General features: G+C 59.5%; 19 protein-coding genes. 10 read left to right on the forward strand and 9 right to left on the reverse strand.

The genetic code is table 11. The features are described from left to right. Window positions 1-146 precede the first annotated feature (146 nt). The 5 genes from rbfA (at window position 147) to BT119_RS16995 (ending at window position 4,836) form a co-directional block, all read left to right on the forward strand. On the forward strand, window positions 147-563 hold the full coding sequence (gene rbfA, locus BT119_RS16970; RefSeq protein WP_003364128.1) for a 30S ribosome-binding factor RbfA: 417 nt from the start codon (window positions 147-149) through the stop codon (window positions 561-563). A gap of 3 nt (window positions 564-566) precedes the next feature. Then, entirely contained in the window at window positions 567-1,484 is a 918-nt protein-coding gene (gene truB, locus BT119_RS16975; RefSeq protein WP_003431529.1) for a tRNA pseudouridine(55) synthase TruB, read from the forward strand. Between the two features lie 159 nt (window positions 1,485-1,643). After that, window positions 1,644-1,913: a 30S ribosomal protein S15 gene (gene rpsO, locus BT119_RS16980; RefSeq protein ID WP_002555121.1), complete on the forward strand. Its 270-nt coding sequence runs from the start codon at window positions 1,644-1,646 to the stop codon at window positions 1,911-1,913. 175 nt (window positions 1,914-2,088) lie between these two features. Further along, a complete protein-coding gene (gene pnp / locus BT119_RS16990) occupies window positions 2,089-4,194 on the forward strand; it encodes a polyribonucleotide nucleotidyltransferase (RefSeq protein WP_003431526.1) in 2,106 nt (701 codons plus the stop codon). Between the two features lie 288 nt (window positions 4,195-4,482). After that, window positions 4,483-4,836 (forward strand): BON domain-containing protein, encoded by a 354-nt coding sequence (locus BT119_RS16995; protein ID WP_002555119.1) that lies wholly within the window; start codon window positions 4,483-4,485, stop codon window positions 4,834-4,836. A gap of 150 nt (window positions 4,837-4,986) precedes the next feature. Here the strand turns inward: BT119_RS16995 and BT119_RS17000 are convergent, their stop codons facing one another. The 3 genes from BT119_RS17000 to BT119_RS17010 form a co-directional block, all read right to left on the reverse strand. Further along, the gene (locus BT119_RS17000) at window positions 4,987-5,325 is read right to left on the reverse strand and encodes a DUF2845 domain-containing protein (RefSeq protein WP_003364124.1); all 339 of its coding nucleotides are present in this window, start codon (window positions 5,323-5,325) and stop codon (window positions 4,987-4,989) included. Next, entirely contained in the window at window positions 5,322-8,306 is a 2,985-nt protein-coding gene (locus tag BT119_RS17005) for a DUF748 domain-containing protein (RefSeq protein ID WP_175550590.1), read from the reverse strand. Before BT119_RS17005 ends, BT119_RS17000 begins: the two co-directional genes overlap by 4 nt. Window positions 8,307-8,429: 123 nt before the next feature. Further along, window positions 8,430-9,446 carry a class I SAM-dependent rRNA methyltransferase gene (locus BT119_RS17010; protein ID WP_003431522.1) on the reverse strand — a complete coding sequence of 339 codons (1,017 nt, stop codon included), beginning with the start codon at window positions 9,444-9,446 and terminating at the stop codon, window positions 8,430-8,432. A gap of 157 nt (window positions 9,447-9,603) precedes the next feature. Here BT119_RS17010 and BT119_RS17015 point away from each other — a divergent pair, with 157 nt between their 5' ends. Next, a complete protein-coding gene (locus tag BT119_RS17015) occupies window positions 9,604-11,187 on the forward strand; it encodes an alkaline phosphatase D family protein (RefSeq protein ID WP_060708943.1) in 1,584 nt (527 codons plus the stop codon). A 107-nt stretch (window positions 11,188-11,294) separates the two neighbouring features. Next, window positions 11,295-12,236, forward strand: a complete 942-nt coding sequence (locus BT119_RS17020) for an AEC family transporter (RefSeq protein ID WP_054082035.1) — start codon at window positions 11,295-11,297, stop codon at window positions 12,234-12,236. Here the strand turns inward: BT119_RS17020 and BT119_RS17025 are convergent. From BT119_RS17025 to gatC, 6 genes are all read right to left on the reverse strand, one after another. Then, the gene (locus tag BT119_RS17025; RefSeq protein WP_044308971.1) at window positions 12,233-12,616 is read right to left on the reverse strand and encodes a carboxymuconolactone decarboxylase family protein; all 384 of its coding nucleotides are present in this window, start codon (window positions 12,614-12,616) and stop codon (window positions 12,233-12,235) included. The genes BT119_RS17020 and BT119_RS17025 overlap by 4 nt on opposite strands. A gap of 33 nt (window positions 12,617-12,649) precedes the next feature. After that, a complete protein-coding gene (locus tag BT119_RS17030; RefSeq protein WP_072366413.1) occupies window positions 12,650-13,681 on the reverse strand; it encodes a calcium/sodium antiporter in 1,032 nt (343 codons plus the stop codon). 78 nt (window positions 13,682-13,759) lie between these two features. After that, window positions 13,760-14,128 (reverse strand): septal ring lytic transglycosylase RlpA family protein, encoded by a 369-nt coding sequence (locus tag BT119_RS17035; RefSeq protein ID WP_072366415.1) that lies wholly within the window; start codon window positions 14,126-14,128, stop codon window positions 13,760-13,762. A gap of 353 nt (window positions 14,129-14,481) precedes the next feature. Then, complete coding sequence (gene gatB / locus BT119_RS17040; RefSeq protein ID WP_058416185.1) at window positions 14,482-15,927, reverse strand: Asp-tRNA(Asn)/Glu-tRNA(Gln) amidotransferase subunit GatB; 1,446 nt, start codon at window positions 15,925-15,927, stop codon at window positions 14,482-14,484. A gap of 10 nt (window positions 15,928-15,937) precedes the next feature. Beyond that, a complete protein-coding gene (gene gatA / locus BT119_RS17045; protein WP_004411689.1) occupies window positions 15,938-17,389 on the reverse strand; it encodes an Asp-tRNA(Asn)/Glu-tRNA(Gln) amidotransferase subunit GatA in 1,452 nt (483 codons plus the stop codon). A 14-nt stretch (window positions 17,390-17,403) separates the two neighbouring features. Then, window positions 17,404-17,691, reverse strand: a complete 288-nt coding sequence (gene gatC / locus BT119_RS17050) for an Asp-tRNA(Asn)/Glu-tRNA(Gln) amidotransferase subunit GatC (protein WP_002555109.1) — start codon at window positions 17,689-17,691, stop codon at window positions 17,404-17,406. Between the two features lie 205 nt (window positions 17,692-17,896). Between gatC and mreB the strand changes: the two genes are divergently transcribed. The 3 genes from mreB (at window position 17,897) to mreD (ending at window position 20,717) form a co-directional block, all read left to right on the forward strand. Beyond that, window positions 17,897-18,934 carry a rod shape-determining protein MreB gene (gene mreB / locus BT119_RS17055; RefSeq protein ID WP_002555108.1) on the forward strand — a complete coding sequence of 346 codons (1,038 nt, stop codon included), beginning with the start codon at window positions 17,897-17,899 and terminating at the stop codon, window positions 18,932-18,934. 231 nt (window positions 18,935-19,165) lie between these two features. Beyond that, window positions 19,166-20,233 carry a rod shape-determining protein MreC gene (mreC, locus tag BT119_RS17060; protein ID WP_371857179.1) on the forward strand — a complete coding sequence of 356 codons (1,068 nt, stop codon included), beginning with the start codon at window positions 19,166-19,168 and terminating at the stop codon, window positions 20,231-20,233. Continuing rightward, entirely contained in the window at window positions 20,226-20,717 is a 492-nt protein-coding gene (mreD, locus tag BT119_RS17065) for a rod shape-determining protein MreD (protein ID WP_003364106.1), read from the forward strand. Before mreC ends, mreD begins: the two co-directional genes overlap by 8 nt. Window positions 20,718-20,743: the final 26 nt, after the last annotated feature.

Genomic DNA, 20,743 nt, shown 5'->3' on the forward strand with positions numbered 1-20,743 from the left:
GGAGTCATGGTGGGAGCCTCGCATGCAAATGCCCTGCTTTCCCCATGGGCTCTAAACGCAACGCCCGGTCTGGCAATTGTCAGGCCGGGCGTTTGCCGCTTTCAGACTGTCAGGGTTTGGTCCCGGATCAGTAACAGGTAACAAGCATGGCAAAAGAATACAGCCGTACCCAACGTATCGGCGATCAGATGCAGCGCGAACTGGCGCAGCTGATCCGTCGCGAAATCAAGGACCCGCGTGTGGGTCTGGTCACCATCACCGCCGTAGACGTCAGCCGTGACGTGGGTCATGCGAAGATTTTCATGACCGTCATGGGCCAGGACAGCGCGGAAGAAATCGCGCAGACCATCAAGGTGCTCAACGCTGCCGCAGGCTTCCTGCGCATGCAGTTGGCCCGCGAAATGAAGCTGCGCAGCGTACCGCAACTGCACTTCCACTATGACGAAAGCGTCGTGCGTGGCGCGCATCTCTCGGCACTGATCGAGCGTGCCGTTGCAGAAGACGGTCAGCATCAGGAAGGCCCCGCATCGACGGATGCAAAGCCTGAAAGTACCGAGGAATAAAGAGTGGCTCAGGTCAAGCGTATACGCCGCAATGTCAGCGGGATCATCCTGCTCGACAAGCCACTGGGTTTCACGTCCAACGCCGCTCTGCAAAAGGTTCGCTGGCTGCTCAATGCCGAGAAAGCCGGGCATACCGGCAGCCTTGATCCTCTGGCAACGGGTGTTCTGCCGTTGTGTTTTGGTGAAGCGACCAAGTTCTCTCAGTACCTGCTCGATTCGGACAAGTCCTACGAGACCCTGGCGCAACTGGGCAAGACCACGACCACTGCCGATTCTGAAGGCGAGGTTTTGCTCACGCGTCCGGTGACCGTTGGTCGCGACGATATCGAAGCGGCTCTACCGCATTTTCGCGGACAAATCAGCCAGATACCTCCCATGTACTCGGCCCTCAAGCGTGATGGCCAGCCACTTTACAAGCTGGCGCGTGCAGGGGAAGTAGTGGAGCGCGAGCCCCGTTCTGTTACTATTACGCGCCTGGAATTACTTGATTGCGAAGGCGACACAGCACGTCTGTCCGTCGATTGCAGCAAAGGCACCTATATCCGCACGCTGGTCGAGGATATCGGTGAGAAGCTCGGTTGTGGTGCTTATGTCGCAGAATTGCGTCGTACCCAGGCCGGGCCTTTCACGCTGGCTCAGACAGTGACGCTGGAAGAGCTCGAGCAGGTGCATGCCGATGGCGGCAATGAAGCGGTCGACCGTTTCCTGATGCCATCGGACAGCGGTCTGCTGGACTGGCCGCTGTTGAAGTTTTCGGAACACAGTTCGTTTTACTGGTTGCATGGTCAGCCAGTACGCGCGCCGGACGCACCGAAATTCGGTATGGTTCGCGTGCAGGATCACGAAGGTCGCTTCATCGGTATCGGTGAAGTCGCCGAAGACGGGCGCATTGCGCCGCGTCGCTTGATTCGGTCAGAGTGACCGAAACCAGTCCAGGCGTCGGCTTGCCGGCGAGTGGGGTGGAACGAGGATGGCTGTCAACAGGCACGGTCATACCTCATTTTTTAATACGAGGATCTGTCCTCGGCCTGTTGGAAACGTTTCTCCGGAAGCGCTTCCTTGCACAAAAGGATTGCCCACATGGCACTCAGCGTTGAAGAAAAAGCTCAGATCGTAACCGACTACCAGCAAGCTGTTGGTGACACTGGTTCGCCAGAAGTGCAAGTTGCACTGCTGACCGCCAACATCAACAAACTGCAAGGCCACTTCAAGGCCAACGGTAAGGACCACCACTCGCGTCGTGGTCTGATCCGTATGGTAAACCAGCGTCGCAAGCTGCTGGATTACCTGAAAGGTAAGGACGTTAGCCGTTACAGCGCCCTGATCGGTCGTCTGGGTCTGCGTCGCTAATAACGACGTTGCTAGAGGTTGGTTGTCTGTCACGATCCGTCGGGTTTGCCCGGTGGTTCTGGCAGGCTCCCAGCCTCAAGTTTTATCTGGGCTGTGGAAGGGGCCGATTCCCCACGCTGCCCAAGAATTCGCAAGAAACCAGTTCCCCAAGAGCCACAAAGAAAGGTAGGAAACCGTGAACCCGGTAATCAAAAAGTTTCAGTTCGGTCAATCGACCGTAACCCTCGAGACAGGCCGTATCGCCCGTCAAGCCTCTGGTGCAGTATTGGTCACCGTTGACGACGACGTCAGCGTACTCGTGACTGTGGTCGGCGCCAAACAGGCTGACGCTGGCAAAGGCTTCTTCCCTCTGTCCGTGCACTATCAGGAAAAAACCTACGCTGCCGGCAAGATCCCTGGCGGTTTCTTCAAGCGTGAAGGCCGTCCTTCCGAGAAAGAAACCCTGACTTCGCGCCTGATCGACCGCCCGATCCGCCCGTTGTTTCCAGAAGGCTTCATGAACGAAGTGCAGGTTGTCTGCACCGTCGTCTCCACCAGCAAGAAAACCGATCCGGACATCGCTGCGATGATCGGTACTTCGGCTGCCCTGGCCATCTCCGGTATCCCGTTTGACGGTCCGGTTGGTGCTGCCCGCGTTGCTTTCCACGAAAGCACCGGCTACCTGTTGAACCCGACTTACGAGCAGCTGCAGGCTTCGAGCCTGGACATGGTCGTTGCCGGTACTTCCGAAGCCGTCCTGATGGTTGAATCGGAAGCCAAAGAGCTGACCGAAGACCAGATGCTGGGCGCTGTGCTGTTCGCGCATGACGAGTTCCAGGTCGTGATCAACGCCATCAAGGAACTGGCTGCCGAAGCCGCCAAGCCTACCTGGGCCTGGCAGCCTAAGCCTGAAGCGACTGAACTGCTGAGCGCTATCCGCTCCGAGTTCGGCGAAGCGATCTCCCAGGCTTACACCATCACCGTCAAAGCCGACCGTTATGCGCGTCTGGGCGAGCTGAAAGATCAGATCGTTGCCAAACTGGCTGTGGAAGAAGGCAGCCCGTCTGCCAGCGAAGTCAAAGCCGCTTTCGGTGAAATCGAATACCGCACCGTTCGCGAAAACATCGTTAACGGCAAGCCGCGTATCGATGGCCGTGACACGCGCACCGTACGTCCTCTGAACATCGAAGTCGGTGTTCTGCCAAAGACCCACGGTTCGGCACTGTTCACCCGTGGCGAAACTCAGGCGCTGGTTGTTGCCACGCTGGGTACTGCACGTGACGCACAGCTGCTCGATACGCTCGAAGGCGAGAAAAAAGACCCCTTCATGCTGCACTACAACTTCCCTCCGTTCTCGGTGGGCGAGTGTGGCCGCATGGGCGGCGCAGGTCGTCGTGAAATCGGTCACGGCCGTCTGGCCCGTCGCAGTGTCCAGGCCATGCTGCCAGGCGCAGACGTGTTCCCGTACACCATCCGTGTTGTGTCGGAAATCACCGAGTCCAACGGCTCCAGCTCCATGGCTTCGGTCTGTGGTGCTTCCCTGGCTCTGATGGACGCTGGTGTGCCGATGAAGGCGCCGGTTGCCGGTATCGCCATGGGCCTGGTCAAGGAAGGCGAGAAGTTCGCGATTCTGACCGACATCCTGGGTGACGAAGACCACTTGGGCGACATGGACTTCAAGGTAGCCGGTACCTCCAAAGGTGTTACCGCGCTGCAGATGGACATCAAGATCAAAGGCATCACCGAAGAAATCATGGAGATCGCCCTGGGCCAGGCCCTTGAAGCTCGCCTGAACATCCTCGGTCAGATGAACCAGATCATCGGTCAGTCGCGTAACGAACTGTCGGCCAACGCTCCGACCATGATTGCGATGAAGATCGACACCGACAAGATCCGTGACGTGATCGGCAAGGGTGGCGCAACCATCCGTGCCATCTGCGAAGAGACCAAGGCTTCGATCGACATCGAAGACGACGGCTCGATCAAGATCTTCGGCGAGTCCAAGGAAGCGGCTGAGGCAGCACGTCAGCGCGTTCTGGGTATCACCGCAGAAGCGGAAATCGGCAAGATCTACGTCGGTAAGGTTGAGCGCATCGTCGATTTCGGCGCATTCGTCAACATCCTGCCGGGCAAGGATGGTCTGGTTCACATCTCGATGCTGAGCGATGCTCGCGTAGAGAAAGTGACCGATATCCTCAAGGAAGGTCAGGAAGTCGAAGTACTGGTACTGGACGTGGATAACCGCGGCCGTATCAAGCTGTCGATCAAGGACGTAGCCGCAGCGAAAGCGTCGGGCGTCTGATTGATCTGAGCTGCAGATGAAAAAGGACTCTTCGGAGTCCTTTTTTTATGAGCGCAATTAGAGGCTTACACATGGAGCATGCAAACTGCTCGGTACAAACATGCATCTTGCAAGCCCGGGTTTGGACGAACGGGCAATCTGCACGACTCAGCAAAACAAAGAAAAACATAAGCAATTGATTTTAAAGGCTATTTTAACTGTCTCGTTTTTGGCACACCGCTTGCGATATACCTGTTAACCCTGCCACCACATGCTGGTGCAGATTTTGAGAAAAACAGGAGTTATCGTATGAAGAAGTTCGCTATTGCCGCTGCTACCGCTACTGCCCTGACTCTGACCATGGCCAACGCTGCTTTCGCACAGACCTCGGCTCAAGCGCCAATGGTTCTGGCAGCTAACACCACTACTCAAGAAGTCAAAGAAGACACTTCTGACACCTGGATCACCACCAAAGTCAAAGCTGATCTGCTGACTGAAAAAGGCATCCCAGGTTCGGACATCAAGGTTGAGACCAACAAAGGCGTGGTTTCCCTGTCCTCCATGGTAAAAGTTACCGAAGCTCAGAAAAACACTGCCGTCGCTATCACCAAGAAAATCAAAGGTGTTAAAGACGTATCGGCTGCTGGCCTGAAAGCCGAGTAATCGAATACTGCTCATGAACACCCGCAGTCATTGATTGATGGAAGGTTCATGCGAGGCTACAAGGATGTAGCCATTAAAGGCCCCGACTGAAGAGTCGGGGCCTTTTCTATGGGCGCTACGAAACACATGAAGGGAAGGGGAGCCGGGGGATCAGTTGCGGCGTTTGCTCTCGATGCCTACCAGGCGACCGCCTTCAAAGCGCAGGTACTGATACATGCCGTTATCAGGACCGTAGATCCATTCCTCGATCTTCACGGCTTCTGACCTTCGATAATTACTACTAAAGGTTTCCCGAGTGCCGAGTACTTCCTGGCTGACCGGTTCGCCGCATTTCTGCTGGACCTCGAACGTCCGGTCGCCGGTGCTGACCAGCTGGCTGCCGCAACGCAGGGTCGAGGTGGCATACGCTGATGCGACAACTGACCCGGCCATGGCGGCGAGGGTCAGGTTGATCAGCCGTTTGATTCGGGTGTGTGCCAATGGCTTCATTCGCTGTCGAGGTGGAGGGGGCTGATGACTTTACCATCCGGTTGGGCCTGACCCAGTTGCGCGTCGACGAAGTACACGCGAGCGTCTTCTAGCTTGCCCTTGTCCACCAGGTAATCCTTGATGCTGCTGGCTCTGCTCTGGCCCAGTTCGCGCAGCAGCACCTCATTGCTGCTCCAGAACTTGAGTACGGCGGCACGCATCTGGGCAGCACGCTGCTCCTTGCCCAGACTGGCCCACTCAGCGGGCGGTTGCTGTTTCAGGCGTGTCCTGTAGATACCTTCGAGCATAGGCGCCTTTTCCTCTTCCGGGACCTCTATCAAACCGGCCCTGGCTGGAACCTTGTCGCCGCGCCGCTGGAGGATCTTGTAGTACGTGTACTGGTATTCGCGTTCCAGTCTTTGCTGAGCGATCAATGGACCGTCACTGCTGGCGGCGCTGGTGCCTTCGATCTCCAGCTTCAGGTCCGGACGTTCCTTGAGCGCCACCGAGAGCTTGTCCAGGGCATTTTGCGCCTCTGCCGACAAGTCACTGGAGCCTGGCGCGAAACTTACGCTGCCGAGGTCCTCGGAGCTTCCACCGGCAACCAGCCCGCCGAGCATCTTGAACGGGGCCTGTGCTGCACGCAGCACCAGGTTACGCAGGGTCTGCCAGACAATCGGCATGACGCTGAACTGCGGGTTGTTCAAGTCGCCTTCGATGGGCAGCTCCAGGGAAATGCGCCCCTGGGTATCCTTGAGCAGCGCGACCGCCAGACGAATAGGCAGGTCCAGCGCATCCGGGCTGTCGACCCGTTCACCCAGCTGCAGCTGCTCCACCAGCACCTTGTTCTGGGCCTTGAGCTGGCCCTTGGTAATCAGGTAGTGCAGGTCGAGATTGAGCCGGCCCTTGCGGATCCGGAAACCTGCGAACTTGCCGGAGTAGGGGGTCAGGTTGGTCAACTCGACGCGCTTGAAGCTGGTGGTGATATCCAGACTGGCCATCGGGTCGAACGGGTTGAGGCTGCCCTTGATGGTGACCGGCGCATAGCGGTCGACCTTGCCCTCGATATTCACGGGGGCCGGTGTAGGCTTGCGATTGTCGATGGTGCCGATACGCCCATTGAGTTGCTGCACGGCGGTGGCGAAGTTGGGGGTCAGGGTCATGTCGGCAAAGTTTGCCGAGCCATCGTTGATATTCACTTCACCCACGTAGATCGCCAGCGGGTTTTCCTTCTTGCCTGCCGCTTGCGTTCTGGCTGCCTTTGGCTGGCTGGCGGTTTTGCCGGCAGCCGCATCGGCTGGCTGCGGGATCAATAGATCATCGATGTTGGTGGTCCGGTCCTCATTGATCATGAAGCGCGCGTAGGGCTGATCCATGTTCACTTTGGCAATCGACAGGCCCTGGCCGTGCTGGTAGTCCAGCCCCTCGAGCGCCAATTGCTGCCACTTCAGGAAGTCGCGCTGCTTGAGCGTATCCAGCGTGTGCAACTGATTGACCTGTGCTTTACCGGTGACGCTGAACGCCAGTGGCTCGGTGCTTTTCAGGTCGACCGCCAGATCGCTGCCGAGCATGCCACTGCGCAGCTCCAGACGAATGAACGGGCTGATGTAGGCCTGAGCGAGGCGCAGGTCGATGTCGCGGGTGGTTACGTTGAGTCGTGCGCTGACCGGGTTGAGGTTCACGTCACCGGCGGCAGTGAGATTGCCCTGTTTGCCCAGCCCGGTATCCAGCTTGAGCGTGAAGGGCGCCTTGTTCAGGCTGTCGAAGTTCTGGATGTCCAGATTCAGTGGGCCAACGTCCAGCGCGACCGGCTCTTGAGGTACGCGATCTGCCAGATGGACCATGTAGTTGCGCAACTGCACATCCCGCAACAGGACTTGCCAGGGCTTGCTCTGCGCCACGGGTTGATCGCTGGCTTTGGCTGAGGCCTCGGTGGCAGGCGCCGGCTCGGCGGCTTTTTCGTCCACCGCTGGCGTGTGCGTTGCTGCGGGCTTGCCAGGTTGGCTGGCAAACAGTTTTTGCCAGTCCAGTTGCCCGTCGGTTTCACGTGCGGCCCAGGTTTCCAGCTTCTGGCTGCGGACCTTGCCTACGGTAACCAGCTGCTTTGCGAGGTCGACCGATGTTTCGCTGACGTCCAGGCATTGCAGGCGTACCAACGGGCGACCGTCGGGAGCGTTGAGCGCGAAAGGCGCGACACTGGCCGAGACGTTGGTCAACTTGAGTTCGGTCTTCTTGGACAGGTTCAGTGTGTAGGCCGTGCTGAAATTCAGCACGCCGTCCTCAAGCGCCAGCGGCAAGGCATCACGTACGTAAGGCCACCACAGTTTCATCTTGCTGTCGGTGACCTTCAGCGTGCCCTCGGAGGTGATCGGGATCAGGCTGATGCGGCCGACCCAGTCGATCTGCCCACCGTCCGGACCCGCCGCGACCAGGGTCATGTCGGCATTGTCTTCAGGCAGTGTGCTGAGGTTCTTGAGCTCGAAATCCAGCGCGTCGTAGAGAAACTCGATGGGCTGGCTGGGGCGCAGGTCCTGGAAGTGAACGTAGCCTCCCGCCAGTTTGATTTCGTCGATACGCAGCGGGAATGGCTTGGTGGCGGGTTCGTCCTTTGTCGGTTCGCTGGCGGGCAGCTTGAACAGCTGTGCCAGATTGAGCTTGCCCTGTTTGTCGAACAGCAACTCGGTGCGTGGTTTGATCAGCTCGACGCGTTGCAGATGCAGGGCCCGCGTCCAAAGGCTGTTGATTTGCAGATTGGCATAAAGCTTTTCAAACGCCACCTGCTCCTTGCCTGGCGTGCCGATGTTCAGGCCCCAGAGCGTCAGCTCCAGCGTGAAGGGGTTGAATTCCAGGCGTTCGAGCTTTGCCGGCACTGTGGCGTAATTGGCCAGTTGCTGGTTCGCGATCCGCAGAGCGACGCCGGGAAGAATGAAAAAACCCAGCAAACTGTAGAGCGCGATCACAGCCAGCAGGGAGCCAAGTGTGCGTTTCAATCCTCTGGACATGGGCAGCGGCGTCTCTCTCTTTTGGAAGCCCTTGGAGTATGGCATGCCTGTTCGGTTCCGAAGGCACTGCCGTCGCGGCTTGTAGGAACTTTCCGGTTGTACGTTAAGCTATCGAGCGCCGGATCAGAGTTGCAGAATCAGCGTTTTCAGCGGCGGTTGATTGTCCTGAGACGGGAAGTCTGCAGCGGGACGCATCTCCTGGCAGTCGCGCACCGGACGCCCGGCCTTGGTGGCACAGCGCAGTACCTGCTCACGCCAGTCCTGCATGCTGACTTTCGCCAGATTGTTGCAGCAGATCAGCACGCCATCGTCTGCCGTGGTCAACAGCGCAGGTTTGAGCAGGCTTTGATAGTCGCGCAGCAGGTCAACGGTGCCGAACGCGCTCTTGGCCCATGCGGGTGGATCAAGCAGGACCAGATCATATTGGCGCTGTTGCAGTTTCACGTAGCTGGGCAATTGCTGGCTGCGGCGTGCGGCAATGGGCAGCCCGGCCAACTGGCGGATTGCCGGAAAATAATCCGACTGGATGAATTGCATCGGCGGCAGTTGCGGATTGAGCGCGCCATTCTCGCGACCCACCGCCAGATTGCCTTCGGCGAAGTCCAGATTGCACACTTCACTCGCGCCACCGGCCGCAGCACTGAGGCCGACGCCGCAGGTGTAGGCGAACAGATTCAGCACGCTTTTCCCGGCGCTGTGCTGCTTGACCCAGCCGCGGGCGTTGCGCAGGTCGAGAAACAACAGCGGGTCCTGGCCTGCATGCCGGCCGCGGACCCGGTAATTGAGCCCCCATTCGTGGCCGACATGATCGGCCAGAGCCGCTTCTTCAGCCTTGTACACGGTGTCATGGCGATCCACGCGCGAGTTGCCTTGCGAGCGATCGTTATAGACCAGCAGGGTATCCAGGCCCAGACGCGTGTTGGCCTGTTCATGCAGCGCCAGCAGGGCATCGCGATCCAGGCGGGTATGAAAGCTCTGCACCAGCAATTGCGGGCCGTAGCGGTCGATGGTCAGCCCGCTGGCGCCCTCCTGGCTGCCGTGAAACAGTCGATAGCAGTCCGTCCCCTGCCCATGCAATTGGTCAAGCAACGCCTGGCGATTATCGAGGGCGACGCTGAGCGCCTGATTCAAGGAAGACATGCTGAGCGCCTCGGGCTGGAATAAGGCGCGGGAGTTTACCAGTTACCGGACGCCGGGGGTTTTTGAAGTCTGCCATGCGCTTGATCTCCTGCGTTGTCATACAGCGCCAATATTCCCCTGTTACGGTGCTTTTTTGCCTGTCAGCGAGGGGATAACCGTGAGCCAGTTCGATCTCAAGCGTCGCCGTGTCATCCAGGCCGTTGGAACGGTAGGTGCCGGTCTGCTGTTACCGGGTGTTGCACCGGCGGTCATCGCCTCGGTGCAGGATCGTCCGAAGATGATGGATGGCGTGCAGTCCGGCGATGTGTTCGGCGACAAGGCGATCGTCTGGAGCCGAAGCGACCGGCCTTCGCGCATGGTCGTCGAGTGGGACACGCGCAGCATGTTCACCCAGCCACGCCGCGTGGTGTCGGCGCTGGCCGATCAGCGTAGCGACTTTACCGCGCGGGTCGAGTTGAGCGGGCTGCCGGTCGATCAGGCGATTTTCTACCGGGTGTCTTTCGAGGATGCGCAGAGCGGTGTCGTCAGTGAACCGTGGTTCGGCCATTTGCGGAGCACACCGCAGCAGCGCCGCGACATCCGCTTCGTCTGGAGCGGCGATACGGTCGGGCAGGGCTTTGGCATCAACCCCGATATTGGCGGCATGCGTATTTATGAAGCCATGCGTTTGCGCTTGCCGGACTTTTTTATCCACAGCGGTGACACCATCTACGCCGACAGCCCGGTGCCGGAGCAGCTCACCACGGAGGACGGGCGTATCTGGCGCAACATCACCACCGAGGCCAAGAGCAAGGTGGCGGAGACCCTTGACGAATACCGGGGCAATTACCGCTACAACCTGATGGATGAAAACCTGCGTCGCTTCAACGCCGAAGTACCGCAGATCTGGCAGTGGGATGATCACGAAGTCACCAACAACTGGTCGCCCAGCAAACAGCTCGATGATCGCTACAAGGTCAAGGACATCAGCCTGCTGTCCTCGCGTGCCCGCCAGGCTTATCTGGAATACGCGCCATTACGCTTGCAGGAAGCCGACAACGGCGGACGCATTTATCGCAAGATCCCTTACGGTCCGATGCTCGACGTCTTCGTCCTCGACATGCGCAGCTATCGCGCCGGCAACGATGCCAACCTGGCTGACAAACCGGGTCCGACCACTGCGTTTCTGGGCCGTGAGCAACTGGACTGGCTCAAGCGCGAGCTCAATGCGTCGCGCGCGCAGTGGAAAGTCATCGCGGCGGACATGCCCATCGGCCTGGGCGTTCCGGATGGTGAGGTCAGCCCCGGCGTACAGCGTTGGGAGGCCATCGCCAACGGCAATGACGGGCCGGCGTCGGGGCGCGAGCTGGAGGTCGCCGAATTGCTGGCGTACCTGCGCGCGCAGAAGATTCGCGATTGTGTCTGGCTGACGGCCGACGTGCATTACTGCGCTGCGCATCATTACCAGCCGGATCTGGCCGTGTTTCAGGACTTCGACCCGTTTTGGGAGTTCGTCGCCGGGCCTTTGAATGCCGGTAGCTATGGTCCCAATGTGCTGGACAAGACCTTTGGCCCCGAGCTGGTGTTCCAGAAGGCGCCTCCTGCGCAGAACACCTCGCCATTTGCGGGTTTTCAGTTCTTTGGTGAAGTGAATATCGACGGGCAGACCGGTGAGATGACCGTGACGCTGCGCGATCTCGACGGGGTCTCGGTCTTCGAGCGCAAGCTCCAGCCTGAGAAGGCAGTCAGCCGCATCGTCTGATAAACAACCGCTGTGGCGGGTTGATCAGGGCTTCGGAAATTCCGTGCAACATGCTTGTCGTCGGTGGCCTATCATGAGCTACCTAACGACGGGACCGGATGCGTTGCATGCTGGCTATTTTTCTCGAAACCCTGAACATCACCGCCCCGGTGTTTGCCATGCTGTTTCTGGGCGTGTTCCTCAGGCGTATCGGCGCGATCAATGATGGTTTCATCGTTGCGGCTTCCGGGCTGGTGTTCAACGTCACCATGCCTGCGTTGCTGTTTCTGGGCATTATTCACGCCGACCTGCGCACCGCATTGCAGCCCAAACTGCTGATTTTTTTCAGCGTTGCGACGCTCCTGAGTTTCGCGTTCGCCTGGGGATGGGCGATCTGGCGTTGCCCGTACGAAGAGCGCGGGATCTACGTCCAAGGCGCGTTTCGTGGCAATAACGGGGTCATCGGTCTGGCCCTGGCGGCCAGCATGTACGGGCCTGATGGCATTTCACTGGGCGCCATTCTCGCCGCGTTGGTCATCGTCTTTTACAACACGTTATCGACGGTGGTATTGGCGGTTTACAGCCCGGTGATCAAGTCCGACCCCTGGAGCATCTTCAAAAGCGTGCTGGCCAACCCGCTGATCATCAGTGTGATCATCGCCTCGCCCTTCGCTTACTTCGCCATCGGCTTGCCCAAATGGCTGGAAACCTCCGGCAGCTATCTTGCCCAGATGACCCTGCCGCTGGCACTGATCTGCATCGGTGGCACGCTGTCGCTGGCGTCGTTGCGCAAGAGTGGAAAACTGGCTGTCAGCGCCAGCGTCATGAAGATGGTCACGCTGCCAGTGCTGTGCACGCTGGCCGCCTGGCTGGCCGGTTTTCGCGGCGCTGAACTGGGGATTCTGTTCCTGTATTTCGGCAGCCCGACAGCGGCTGCCAGCTACATCATGGCGCGCACGGCCAACGGCAATTACGAGCTGGCCGCTGCGATCATCGTCATCACCACGCTGGCTGCCGCGGTCACGACCAACGTGGGGATTTTCATCCTGCAATGGGGCGGCTGGATCTAATCGGTTTTGACGTAGCTGTCGATCACTTCCTGGGCCGCCCGAAACGCATCGATGGCCGCTGGCACGCCGGCGTACACCGCGCAGTGCAGCAGGGCTTCGCGAATCTCCTCGACCGTGCAGCCATTGTTCAGTGCGCCACGAACGTGGCCCTTCAGTTCTTGCGGGCATTTCAGGGCGGTGAGGGCGGCCAGGGTGATCAGGCTGCGGGTTTTCAGCGGCAGACCTTCGCGACTCCAGACGCTGCCCCACGCGTGCTCGTTGACGAAATCCTGCAGCGGCTGGCTGAAATCGGTGGCGTTCCCCAGCGCACGGTCGACGAAGACATCGCCCATCACCTGGCGACGGATCTGTTCGCCATCGCTGATCGTTTTGTCTGTCATGGCCTTGCTCCTTGTATCGATGCGGGTTGGAGGTCAGTGCTGGCGTCGCCACGCGCGGATCGTGCCCCAGACAACCACGGTACCCAGCACAGGCAACACCAGCGTGAGCATTTTGCTTTCAAGCCGTTCGGCCAGCGCCATGCCGGTGCTGATCGACAGGATATGCAGCCCGTAGGTCAGGTACAACGACAGCAGAAACAGGCCTTCCAGACGGTCTATCCGGTATCCGGAATAGAACAGCGGCACGCACAACAGCGAGACGCCGAGCATGATCGGCAGGTCGAACACCAGCGCATTTGGCGAGATCGTCAGCGGCACCGGGGCGATCAGTGCGGTCAGCCCCAGTACGCCCAGCAGGTTGAACAGGTTGCTGCCGATGACGTTACCCACGGCAATATCGCGTTCACCACGGAACGCTGCGATCAGCGAGGTCATCAGTGCCGGCAATGATGTGCCGATGGCAATGATGGTCAGGCCGACGATGCGTTCGGAAAGCCCCAGGTGGATGGCAATCACCACTGAAGCGTCGACCAGCAGGTGTCCGCCAGCGGTCAGCAGCAGCAAGCCCGTGGCAAGCATGAGCATGCGTGTGAAGGTACGAGGTTTTTCGGCTGTCTCGGCATGCCCGTGGCGCGGCGCATGACCACCCTGACGGATGATGATAATCAGGCAGGCCAGCAACCCGGCAAGCAGCAGTGCGCCGTCCAGTTTGCTGAATTCGCCGTTCCACGAAAGACCGATAGCCAGCAGACAGGCACCGATCATCAACGGAATATCGATGTGCAGTACCTGACGGGCAACGCGTAGAGGAATGATCAGCGCGCAGAGGCCAAGGATCACCAGTACATTGAAAATGTTGCCGCCGATGACACTGCCCACGGCGATGTCGGTGTTATCGGCAAACGCGGCTTGCAGGCTGACTGCCATCTGCGGCGCACTGGTGCCCATCGCCACGACGGTCAGACCGACGATCAGTGGCCGGACCTTGAAAATCGCCGCCAGATGTACCGCTGCACGCACTGACAGTTCCGCCCCGATCAGCAGCAATAACAAGCCGCTGAGCATTTGGATAAGCGCGGGGGCGGGCAGGGCCGATAGCTGGAGAATACGAGTGTCCTTGTCGGAGGTGATCGGAGGTTGGGGTTAATCCAGGGCCTGCACGCGGACTGGCGCTGTCCCGCTGCGCAGCATACCCAGTTGTTTGGCCGCTTCGCGAGAGACATCGATCAGACGGCCGCGCGTGTGAGGGCCGCGATCATTGACGCGTACGACTACCGACCTATCGTTGTCCAGGTTGGTGACCTTGACGCGCGTGCCGAAAGGCAGTTGTCGGTGCGCAGCGGTCAGCGCATTCTGATTGAACGGTTCGCCGCTGGCAGTGCGGTTGCCATGATGGCGGGCGCCGTAATAGGCGGCGGTGCCGGTCTCGTCGTAACCATGGGGGTCGATGATGTGATTGGCGCACCCTGCCAGTAAGGTCAGCAGGCTGCAGGCAAAAATAAGGCGGCGCATGGGGTGGGTTCCTGAGTGCCGGAGTAGTTGTGGTTGACGCTCGTGCCAATCCTCCATGCTGGCATGCATTTCGTGACGTTCCGCGTACTCAACAGCGGACGCAGAGCGTCCGGAACTGCATTCCCACGCGGAGCGCTCAACGTTATACATAAGTCATGAAGAGCCCAGAAGGCGGGGTCTTTGACCGCAATCGCGGTGAATAAAGATCTCCGTGGGAGTGAGCTTGCTCACGAAGACCTTGGTCCAAACGCCCTGTCTCTAGAGGCTGTACCGGCCTATTCGCGAGTAAGCTCGCTCCCACAAGACTCGTGTATAACGCTGATCGCATAGCATGGGAACGTGAGTGACGAGGATCAGCCCTCCAGCTTGGTCTTCAGCAGTTCGTTGACCTGCTGCGGGTTGGCTTTGCCTTTGGAAGCTTTCATCGCCTGACCAACGAAGAAACCGAACATCTTGCCGCGCTTGGCTTCATCGGCGGCGCGATATTGTTCGACCTGCTCCGCGTTGGCTGCCAGCACCTCGTCGAGCATCGATTCAATGGCACCGCTGTCGGTGACCTGCTTCAGGCCGCGCTTTTCGATGATTTCATCGGCGCTGCCTTCAGCATTGGCCATCGCCTCGAAGACCATTTTCGCGATCTTGCCGGAAATGGTGTTGTCGGTGATGCGCTTGAGCATGCCGCCCAACTGCTCGGCACTGACCGGCGACTGGTCGATCTCCAGGCCCTGCTTGTTGAGCAGGCTGCCCAGCTCGACCATGACCCAGTTGGCTGCCAGTTTGGCGTCACCACTGATGCTCACCACCTGTTCGAAGTAGTCAGCCTGCTCGCGGCTCGAAGCCAGCACGCTGGCGTCGTAGGTCGAGAGGCCGAACTGGCTCTGGAAGCGTTCGCGTTTCTGTGGTGGCAGCTCCGGCAAGGTGGCGCGGGTTTCTTCGAGGAAAGAATCCTCGATGATCACCGGCAACAGATCCGGGTCGGGGAAGTAACGGTAGTCGTTGGCTTCCTCCTTGCTGCGCATGGCGCGGGTTTCGTTGGTGTTCGGGTCATACAGGCGCGTTTGCTGGATAACCTTGCCACCGTCTTCGATCAGATCGATCTGGCGCTGAATCTCGCTGTTGATCGCCTTTTCTATAAAGCGGAACGAGTTGACGTTCTTGATCTCGCAGCGCGTGCCGAACTCGACCTGGCCCTTCGGACGAATCGATACGTTGCAGTCGCAGCGCAGCGAACCTTCGGCCATGTTGCCATCACAGATGCCCAGGTAGCGCACGATCGCGTGGATGGCCTTGACGTAAGCCACGGCTTCCTTGGCGCTGCGCATGTCCGGCTCGGAAACGATCTCCAGTAGCGGCGTGCCAGCACGGTTCAGGTCGATACCGGTCATGCCCTGGAAGTCTTCGTGCAGGCTTTTGCCTGCATCCTCTTCCAGGTGCGCACGGGTGATGCCGATGCGCTTGACCGTGCCGTCTTCAAGGGGGATGTCCAGGTGGCCCTTGCCGACGATCGGCAGCTCCATCTGGCTGATCTGATAGCCCTTGGGCAAGTCCGGGTAGAAGTAGTTCTTGCGGGCGAACACGTTGTGCTGGCCGATTTCGGCGTTGACGGCCAGGCCGAACTTGACGGCCATGCGCACGGCTTCCTTGTTCAGCACCGGCAATACGCCAGGCATGCCCAGATCGACGAGGCTGGCCTGCGTGTTGGGCTCGGAGCCGAACGTGGTCGCGCTACCGGAAAAAATCTTTGATTGGGTCGAAAGCTGGGTATGAATCTCCAGCCCGATGACGACTTCCCATTGCATGTGTTTCTCCTCAGAAGCCTTCAGGTGCGCGAGTGTGCCAGTCGGTGACTTGCTGATACTGATGCGCCACATTCAAGAGACGGCCTTCCTGGAAATACGGAGCGAGCAGCTGCACGCCGACCGGTAGACCGTCGACGAAGCCTGCAGGCATGGACAAGCCGGGCAGGCCCGCCAGGTTGGCGGTGATGGTGTAGAAGTCTTCCAGGTATTCGGCAATCGGATCGTTGGTCTTGGCGCCGATCTTCCAGGCCGGGTTGGGCGTGGTCGGGCCGAGAATCACGTCGACATCGGCGAACGCGCTCATGAAGTCGTTCTTGATCAGGCGACGGATTTTCTGCGCCTGCAGGTAATAGGCGTCGTAGTAACCCGCCGACAGCGCGTAGGCGCCGACCATGATGCGTCGCTGGACTTCCGGGCCGAAGCCTTCGGCGCGCGAGCGCTTGTACAGGTCGGTCAGGTCTTTCGGGTCTTCGCAGCGGTAGCCGAAACGCACGCCGTCAAAGCGCGACAGGTTGGACGAGGCTTCAGCCGGGGCGATGACGTAGTAGGCCGGGATCGCGTGCTGAAGGTTCGGCAGGCTGATTTCCTTGACGATCGCGCCGAGCTTTTCCAGCTCCTTGACGCTTTCATGCACCAGCTGCGCGATGCGCGGGTCCAGACCTGCGCTGAAATACTCTTTCGGCACACCGATACGCAGGCCCTTGAGCGAGGTATTGAGGCTGGCGGAGTAGTCCGGAACCGGCTCGTCGATACTGGTCGAGTCCTGCGGATCGAAACCGGCCATGCCTTGCAGCAGCAGTGCGCAGTCTTCGGCCGTGCGTGCCATCGGCCCCGCCTGATCGAGGCTGGAGGCGTAGGCAATCATGCCCCAGCGCGATACGCGGCCGTAGGTCGGCTTGAGGCCCGTGAGGTTGGTCAGTGCCGCAGGCTGGCGAATCGAGCCGCCCGTGTCGGTGCCGGTCGCGGCGGGCAACAGGCGTGCAGCGACAGCGGCTGCCGAACCACCGGAAGAACCGCCAGGAACGCATTCCAGGTTCCACGGGTTTTTCACCGCGCCGTAATGGCTGGATTCGTTGGCCGAACCCATGGCGAATTCGTCCATGTTGGTCTTGCCCAGTGTCACAGTACCGGCCGATGCCAGACGCGAAACGACCGTGGCGTCGTACGGTGCCTTGAAATTGTCGAGCATCAGCGAGCCGCAACTGGTGCGGATGCCCTGGGTGCAGAACAGGTCCTTGTGCGCCAGCGGAGCGCCGAGCAGCGGGCCGTTTTCACCAGCGGCGCGGCGCGCGTCTGCCGCCTGCGCCTGGGTGATGGCCAGGTCTTCGGTGAGGCTGATGAAGCTGTTGAGCTGCGGGTCGAGCGTCGCGATGCGCGACAGCAGAACGCGAGTCAGCTCTTCGGAAGAAAACTTTTTATCGGCGAGTCCGCGAGCGATCTCGGCCAGAGTCATTTGATGCATGCAGGCGCTTTCCCTTACTCGATGACTTTCGGAACCAGATAGAGGCCGTCTTGGACCGCTGGTGCGATGGCTTGGTAAGTGTCACGACGATTTCGCTCGGTGACGGCGTCTTCGCGCAGGCGCTGGGTGGCTTCCAGCGGGTGAGCCAGCGGCTCGATGCCAGTGGTGTCGACTGCTTGCATCTGATCGACCAGCCCAAGAATGCTGTTAAGTGCTTCGGTGGTACGCGGGATATCGGCGTCATTGAGACCCAGTCGGGCCAGATGAGCGATCTTTTCCACGTCGGAGCGTTCAAGCGCCATGGGGTATCTCCAGTGGAATGCTTATGGATTTGCTTTGTTGCCAATTGCGGAACACTATCGCGTTATTACTGTCTCAAGCCGCTAACGTCGAGGGTGGTGTTCGGAAAACCGCCAATTTAGCATATTGGCTCCTTGCCCAAAATCCCTGTCGTTGTTAGAGTTTGCCGCACTTTTTTTACCACGCGTTCCCTAGGGTCCCTTTCCCATGTTCAAGAAACTGCGTGGCATGTTTTCCAGTGATCTATCCATCGACCTGGGCACTGCCAACACCCTTATTTACGTGCGTGAGCGCGGTATCGTTCTGAATGAACCCTCTGTCGTTGCCATTCGTACTCACGGCAACCAGAAGAGTGTCGTGGCCGTCGGTACCGAAGCCAAGCGCATGCTGGGCCGTACTCCAGGCAACATCGCAGCCATTCGTCCAATGAAAGACGGCGTTATCGCCGACTTCAGCGTCTGCGAAAAAATGTTGCAGTACTTCATCAACAAGGTTCATGAAAACAGCTTTCTGCAGCCCAGCCCTCGTGTGCTGATCTGCGTTCCGTGCAAATCCACCCAGGTTGAGCGTCGCGCGATTCGCGAGTCGGCCCTGGGTGCAGGCGCACGCGAAGTCTTCCTGATCGAAGAGCCGATGGCCGCAGCAATCGGTGCCGGTCTGCCGGTGGAAGAAGCTCGCGGCTCGATGGTTGTCGACATCGGCGGCGGCACCACCGAAATCGCCCTGATCTCCCTGAACGGTGTGGTGTATGCCGAATCCGTACGGGTTGGCGGTGACCGTTTCGACGAAGCGATCATCACCTATGTGCGCCGCAACTACGGCAGCCTGATCGGCGAATCCACTGCCGAGCGCATCAAGCAGGAAATCGGTACTGCCTATCCGGGCGGTGAAGTGCGCGAAGTCGACGTCCGTGGCCGTAACCTGGCTGAAGGCGTTCCGCGTGCGTTCACGCTGAACTCCAACGAAGTACTCGAAGCACTGCAGGAGTCGCTGGCGACCATCGTTCAGGCGGTCAAGAGCGCTCTGGAGCAATCGCCTCCGGAACTGGCCTCGGACATCGCCGAGCGTGGTCTGGTCCTGACCGGTGGTGGTGCGCTGCTGCGTGATCTGGACAAGTTGTTGGCGCAGGAAACCGGTCTGCCGGTCATCGTTGCCGAAGATCCGCTGACCTGTGTAGCGCGTGGCGGTGGCCGTGCGCTGGAAATGATGGATAAGCACACCATGGATCTGCTCTCCAGCGAATAATTCGCCGGGGTGCCTTTCACGGAGTCTTTTGTATGCAGGTAGCGGATATGCTACCTGTATGCTTCAGGCTGACGCCGAAACAGGGTGCCTATCTCTTTCATTTGTCCGGGCCGGTTACATACCGCATGAATAATTGCCAATCGAAGTTCGATCCAACGATCGCATGCCCCGGAGGAGCGGCCCATTAAACCGCTTTTCTCAAAAGGCCCTTCGCTGGGCGTACGTCTGCTGGTGCTCGCCGTTCTGTCGGTTGCGTTGATGGTTGTCGACGCCCGCTTTACGATCCTCAAGCCCGTGCGCAGCCAGATGTCGATGGTGCTCATGCAGTCCTACTGGATCGTCGACCTGCCACAGCGTCTGTATCAAGGCGTCGCCAGTCAGTTCGGCAGCCGCACAGAGCTGATCGCCGAAAACGAAAAACTCAAGACCGAAGCCCTGCTCCTGCAAGGTCGCCTGCAAAAGCTGGCGGCACTGACCGAGCAGAACGTCCGGCTGCGTGAGTTGCTGAACTCCTCGGCGCTGGTCAACGAAAAAGTCGAGGTCGCCGAGCTGATCGGCATGGACCCGAACCCCTTCACCCATCGCATCATCATCAACAAGGGCGAACGCGACGGCGTGGTGCTCGGTCAGCCTGTGCTCGATGCACGCGGCCTGATGGGGCAGGTGGTCGAGTTGATGCCCTATACCTCACGCGTCTTGTTGCTGACCGACACCACCCACAGCATCCCGGTGCAGGTCAACCGCAACGGTCTGCGTGCCATCGCCAGCGGCACCGGTAATCCGGAACGTCTGGAGCTTCGGCATGTGGCGGACACCGCAGACATCAAGGAAGGCGACCTGCTGGTTAGCTCGGGCCTTGGCCAGCGATTCCCGGCCGGCTACCCGGTGGCAACGGTCAAGGAAGTGATTCACGACTCCGGCCAGCCGTTCGCGATCGTTCGGGCAGTGCCCACCGCTGCGTTGAATCGCAGTCGCTATCTGTTGCTGGTGTTCTCTGACGGCCGCTCGCCGGAAGAGCGCGCTGCCGATGCGGCGCAAGCGCAGGAATCCCTCGACAAGGGCATCGAGCCTTCCGTGATGGCGACGTTGCCTCCGCCGACACCCGCCTTCCCGATGTGGCCACAGGCAGTCGTTCCGGTCTTTCCGGGCAGTACGCTGACGCACAAGCCGGCGGCGCAATCGACAACCCCTGCACCGGCGGCAACGCCTGCGACACCGGCAAGACCTGCCTCCCGGCCTGCGGCGTCACAGCCGCCTGCCTCAAGATCTTCCACCGCTCGGGAGCCTATCGATGGTTAGTCATGTTTCCGGGCGCAATGGCTGGGTGGTCTGGCTGACGTTTGCGATCGGTCTGTTGCTGAGCGTTTCGCCGCTGCCGCAATTCATGGAAATTTTCCGCCCGCTGTGGCTGGCCCTGCTGCTGACCTTCTGGGTTCTGGCGCTGCCGCACAAATACGGTATGACCACCGCGTGGATACTGGGCCTGATGGAGGATGTGCTGTACGGCACACTGCTCGGCCAGAATGCCCTGATCCTCAGCCTGATTACCTTTTTGGTGATGTCCCTGCAGCAGCGCCTGCGCATGTTTCCCATGTGGCAACAGTGCCTGGTGCTGTTGGTGGTATTCGGTCTGGCGCAGCTTGCGCAACTCTGGCTGAGCGCATTGACCGGCAACCGTCAGCCTACGCTGGCGCTGGTGCTGCCCGCGTTGGTCAGCGCTCTGTTGTGGCCCTGGATCAGTTATGGCCTGCGTGGATTGCGCAAACGTTTGAAAATCAATTAAGCGCAAGGTGAGCGCGACGCCCCGCT

The organism is Pseudomonas sp. NFACC10-1, from assembly GCF_900119195.1.
GTDB lineage: Bacteria > Pseudomonadota > Gammaproteobacteria > Pseudomonadales > Pseudomonadaceae > Aquipseudomonas > Aquipseudomonas cerasi.

Coding starts and splice junctions, on each gene's coding strand:
- rbfA (WP_003364128.1), top strand. CDS start 147: ATGGCAAAAGAATACAGCCGTACCCAACGTATCGGCGATCAGATGCAG.
- rpsO (WP_002555121.1), top strand. CDS start 1,644: ATGGCACTCAGCGTTGAAGAAAAAGCTCAGATCGTAACCGACTACCAG.
- BT119_RS16995 (WP_002555119.1), top strand. CDS start 4,483: ATGAAGAAGTTCGCTATTGCCGCTGCTACCGCTACTGCCCTGACTCTG.
- BT119_RS17000 (WP_003364124.1), bottom strand. CDS start 5,325: ATGAAGCCATTGGCACACACCCGAATCAAACGGCTGATCAACCTGACC.
- BT119_RS17005 (WP_175550590.1), bottom strand. CDS start 8,306: ATGTCCAGAGGATTGAAACGCACACTTGGCTCCCTGCTGGCTGTGATC.
- BT119_RS17010 (WP_003431522.1), bottom strand. CDS start 9,446: ATGTCTTCCTTGAATCAGGCGCTCAGCGTCGCCCTCGATAATCGCCAG.
- BT119_RS17020 (WP_054082035.1), top strand. CDS start 11,295: ATGCTGGCTATTTTTCTCGAAACCCTGAACATCACCGCCCCGGTGTTT.
- BT119_RS17025 (WP_044308971.1), bottom strand. CDS start 12,616: ATGACAGACAAAACGATCAGCGATGGCGAACAGATCCGTCGCCAGGTG.
- BT119_RS17030 (WP_072366413.1), bottom strand. CDS start 13,681: ATGCTCAGCGGCTTGTTATTGCTGCTGATCGGGGCGGAACTGTCAGTG.
- BT119_RS17035 (WP_072366415.1), bottom strand. CDS start 14,128: ATGCGCCGCCTTATTTTTGCCTGCAGCCTGCTGACCTTACTGGCAGGG.
- gatB (WP_058416185.1), bottom strand. CDS start 15,927: ATGCAATGGGAAGTCGTCATCGGGCTGGAGATTCATACCCAGCTTTCG.
- gatA (WP_004411689.1), bottom strand. CDS start 17,389: ATGCATCAAATGACTCTGGCCGAGATCGCTCGCGGACTCGCCGATAAA.
- gatC (WP_002555109.1), bottom strand. CDS start 17,691: ATGGCGCTTGAACGCTCCGACGTGGAAAAGATCGCTCATCTGGCCCGA.
- mreB (WP_002555108.1), top strand. CDS start 17,897: ATGTTCAAGAAACTGCGTGGCATGTTTTCCAGTGATCTATCCATCGAC.
- mreD (WP_003364106.1), top strand. CDS start 20,226: ATGGTTAGTCATGTTTCCGGGCGCAATGGCTGGGTGGTCTGGCTGACG.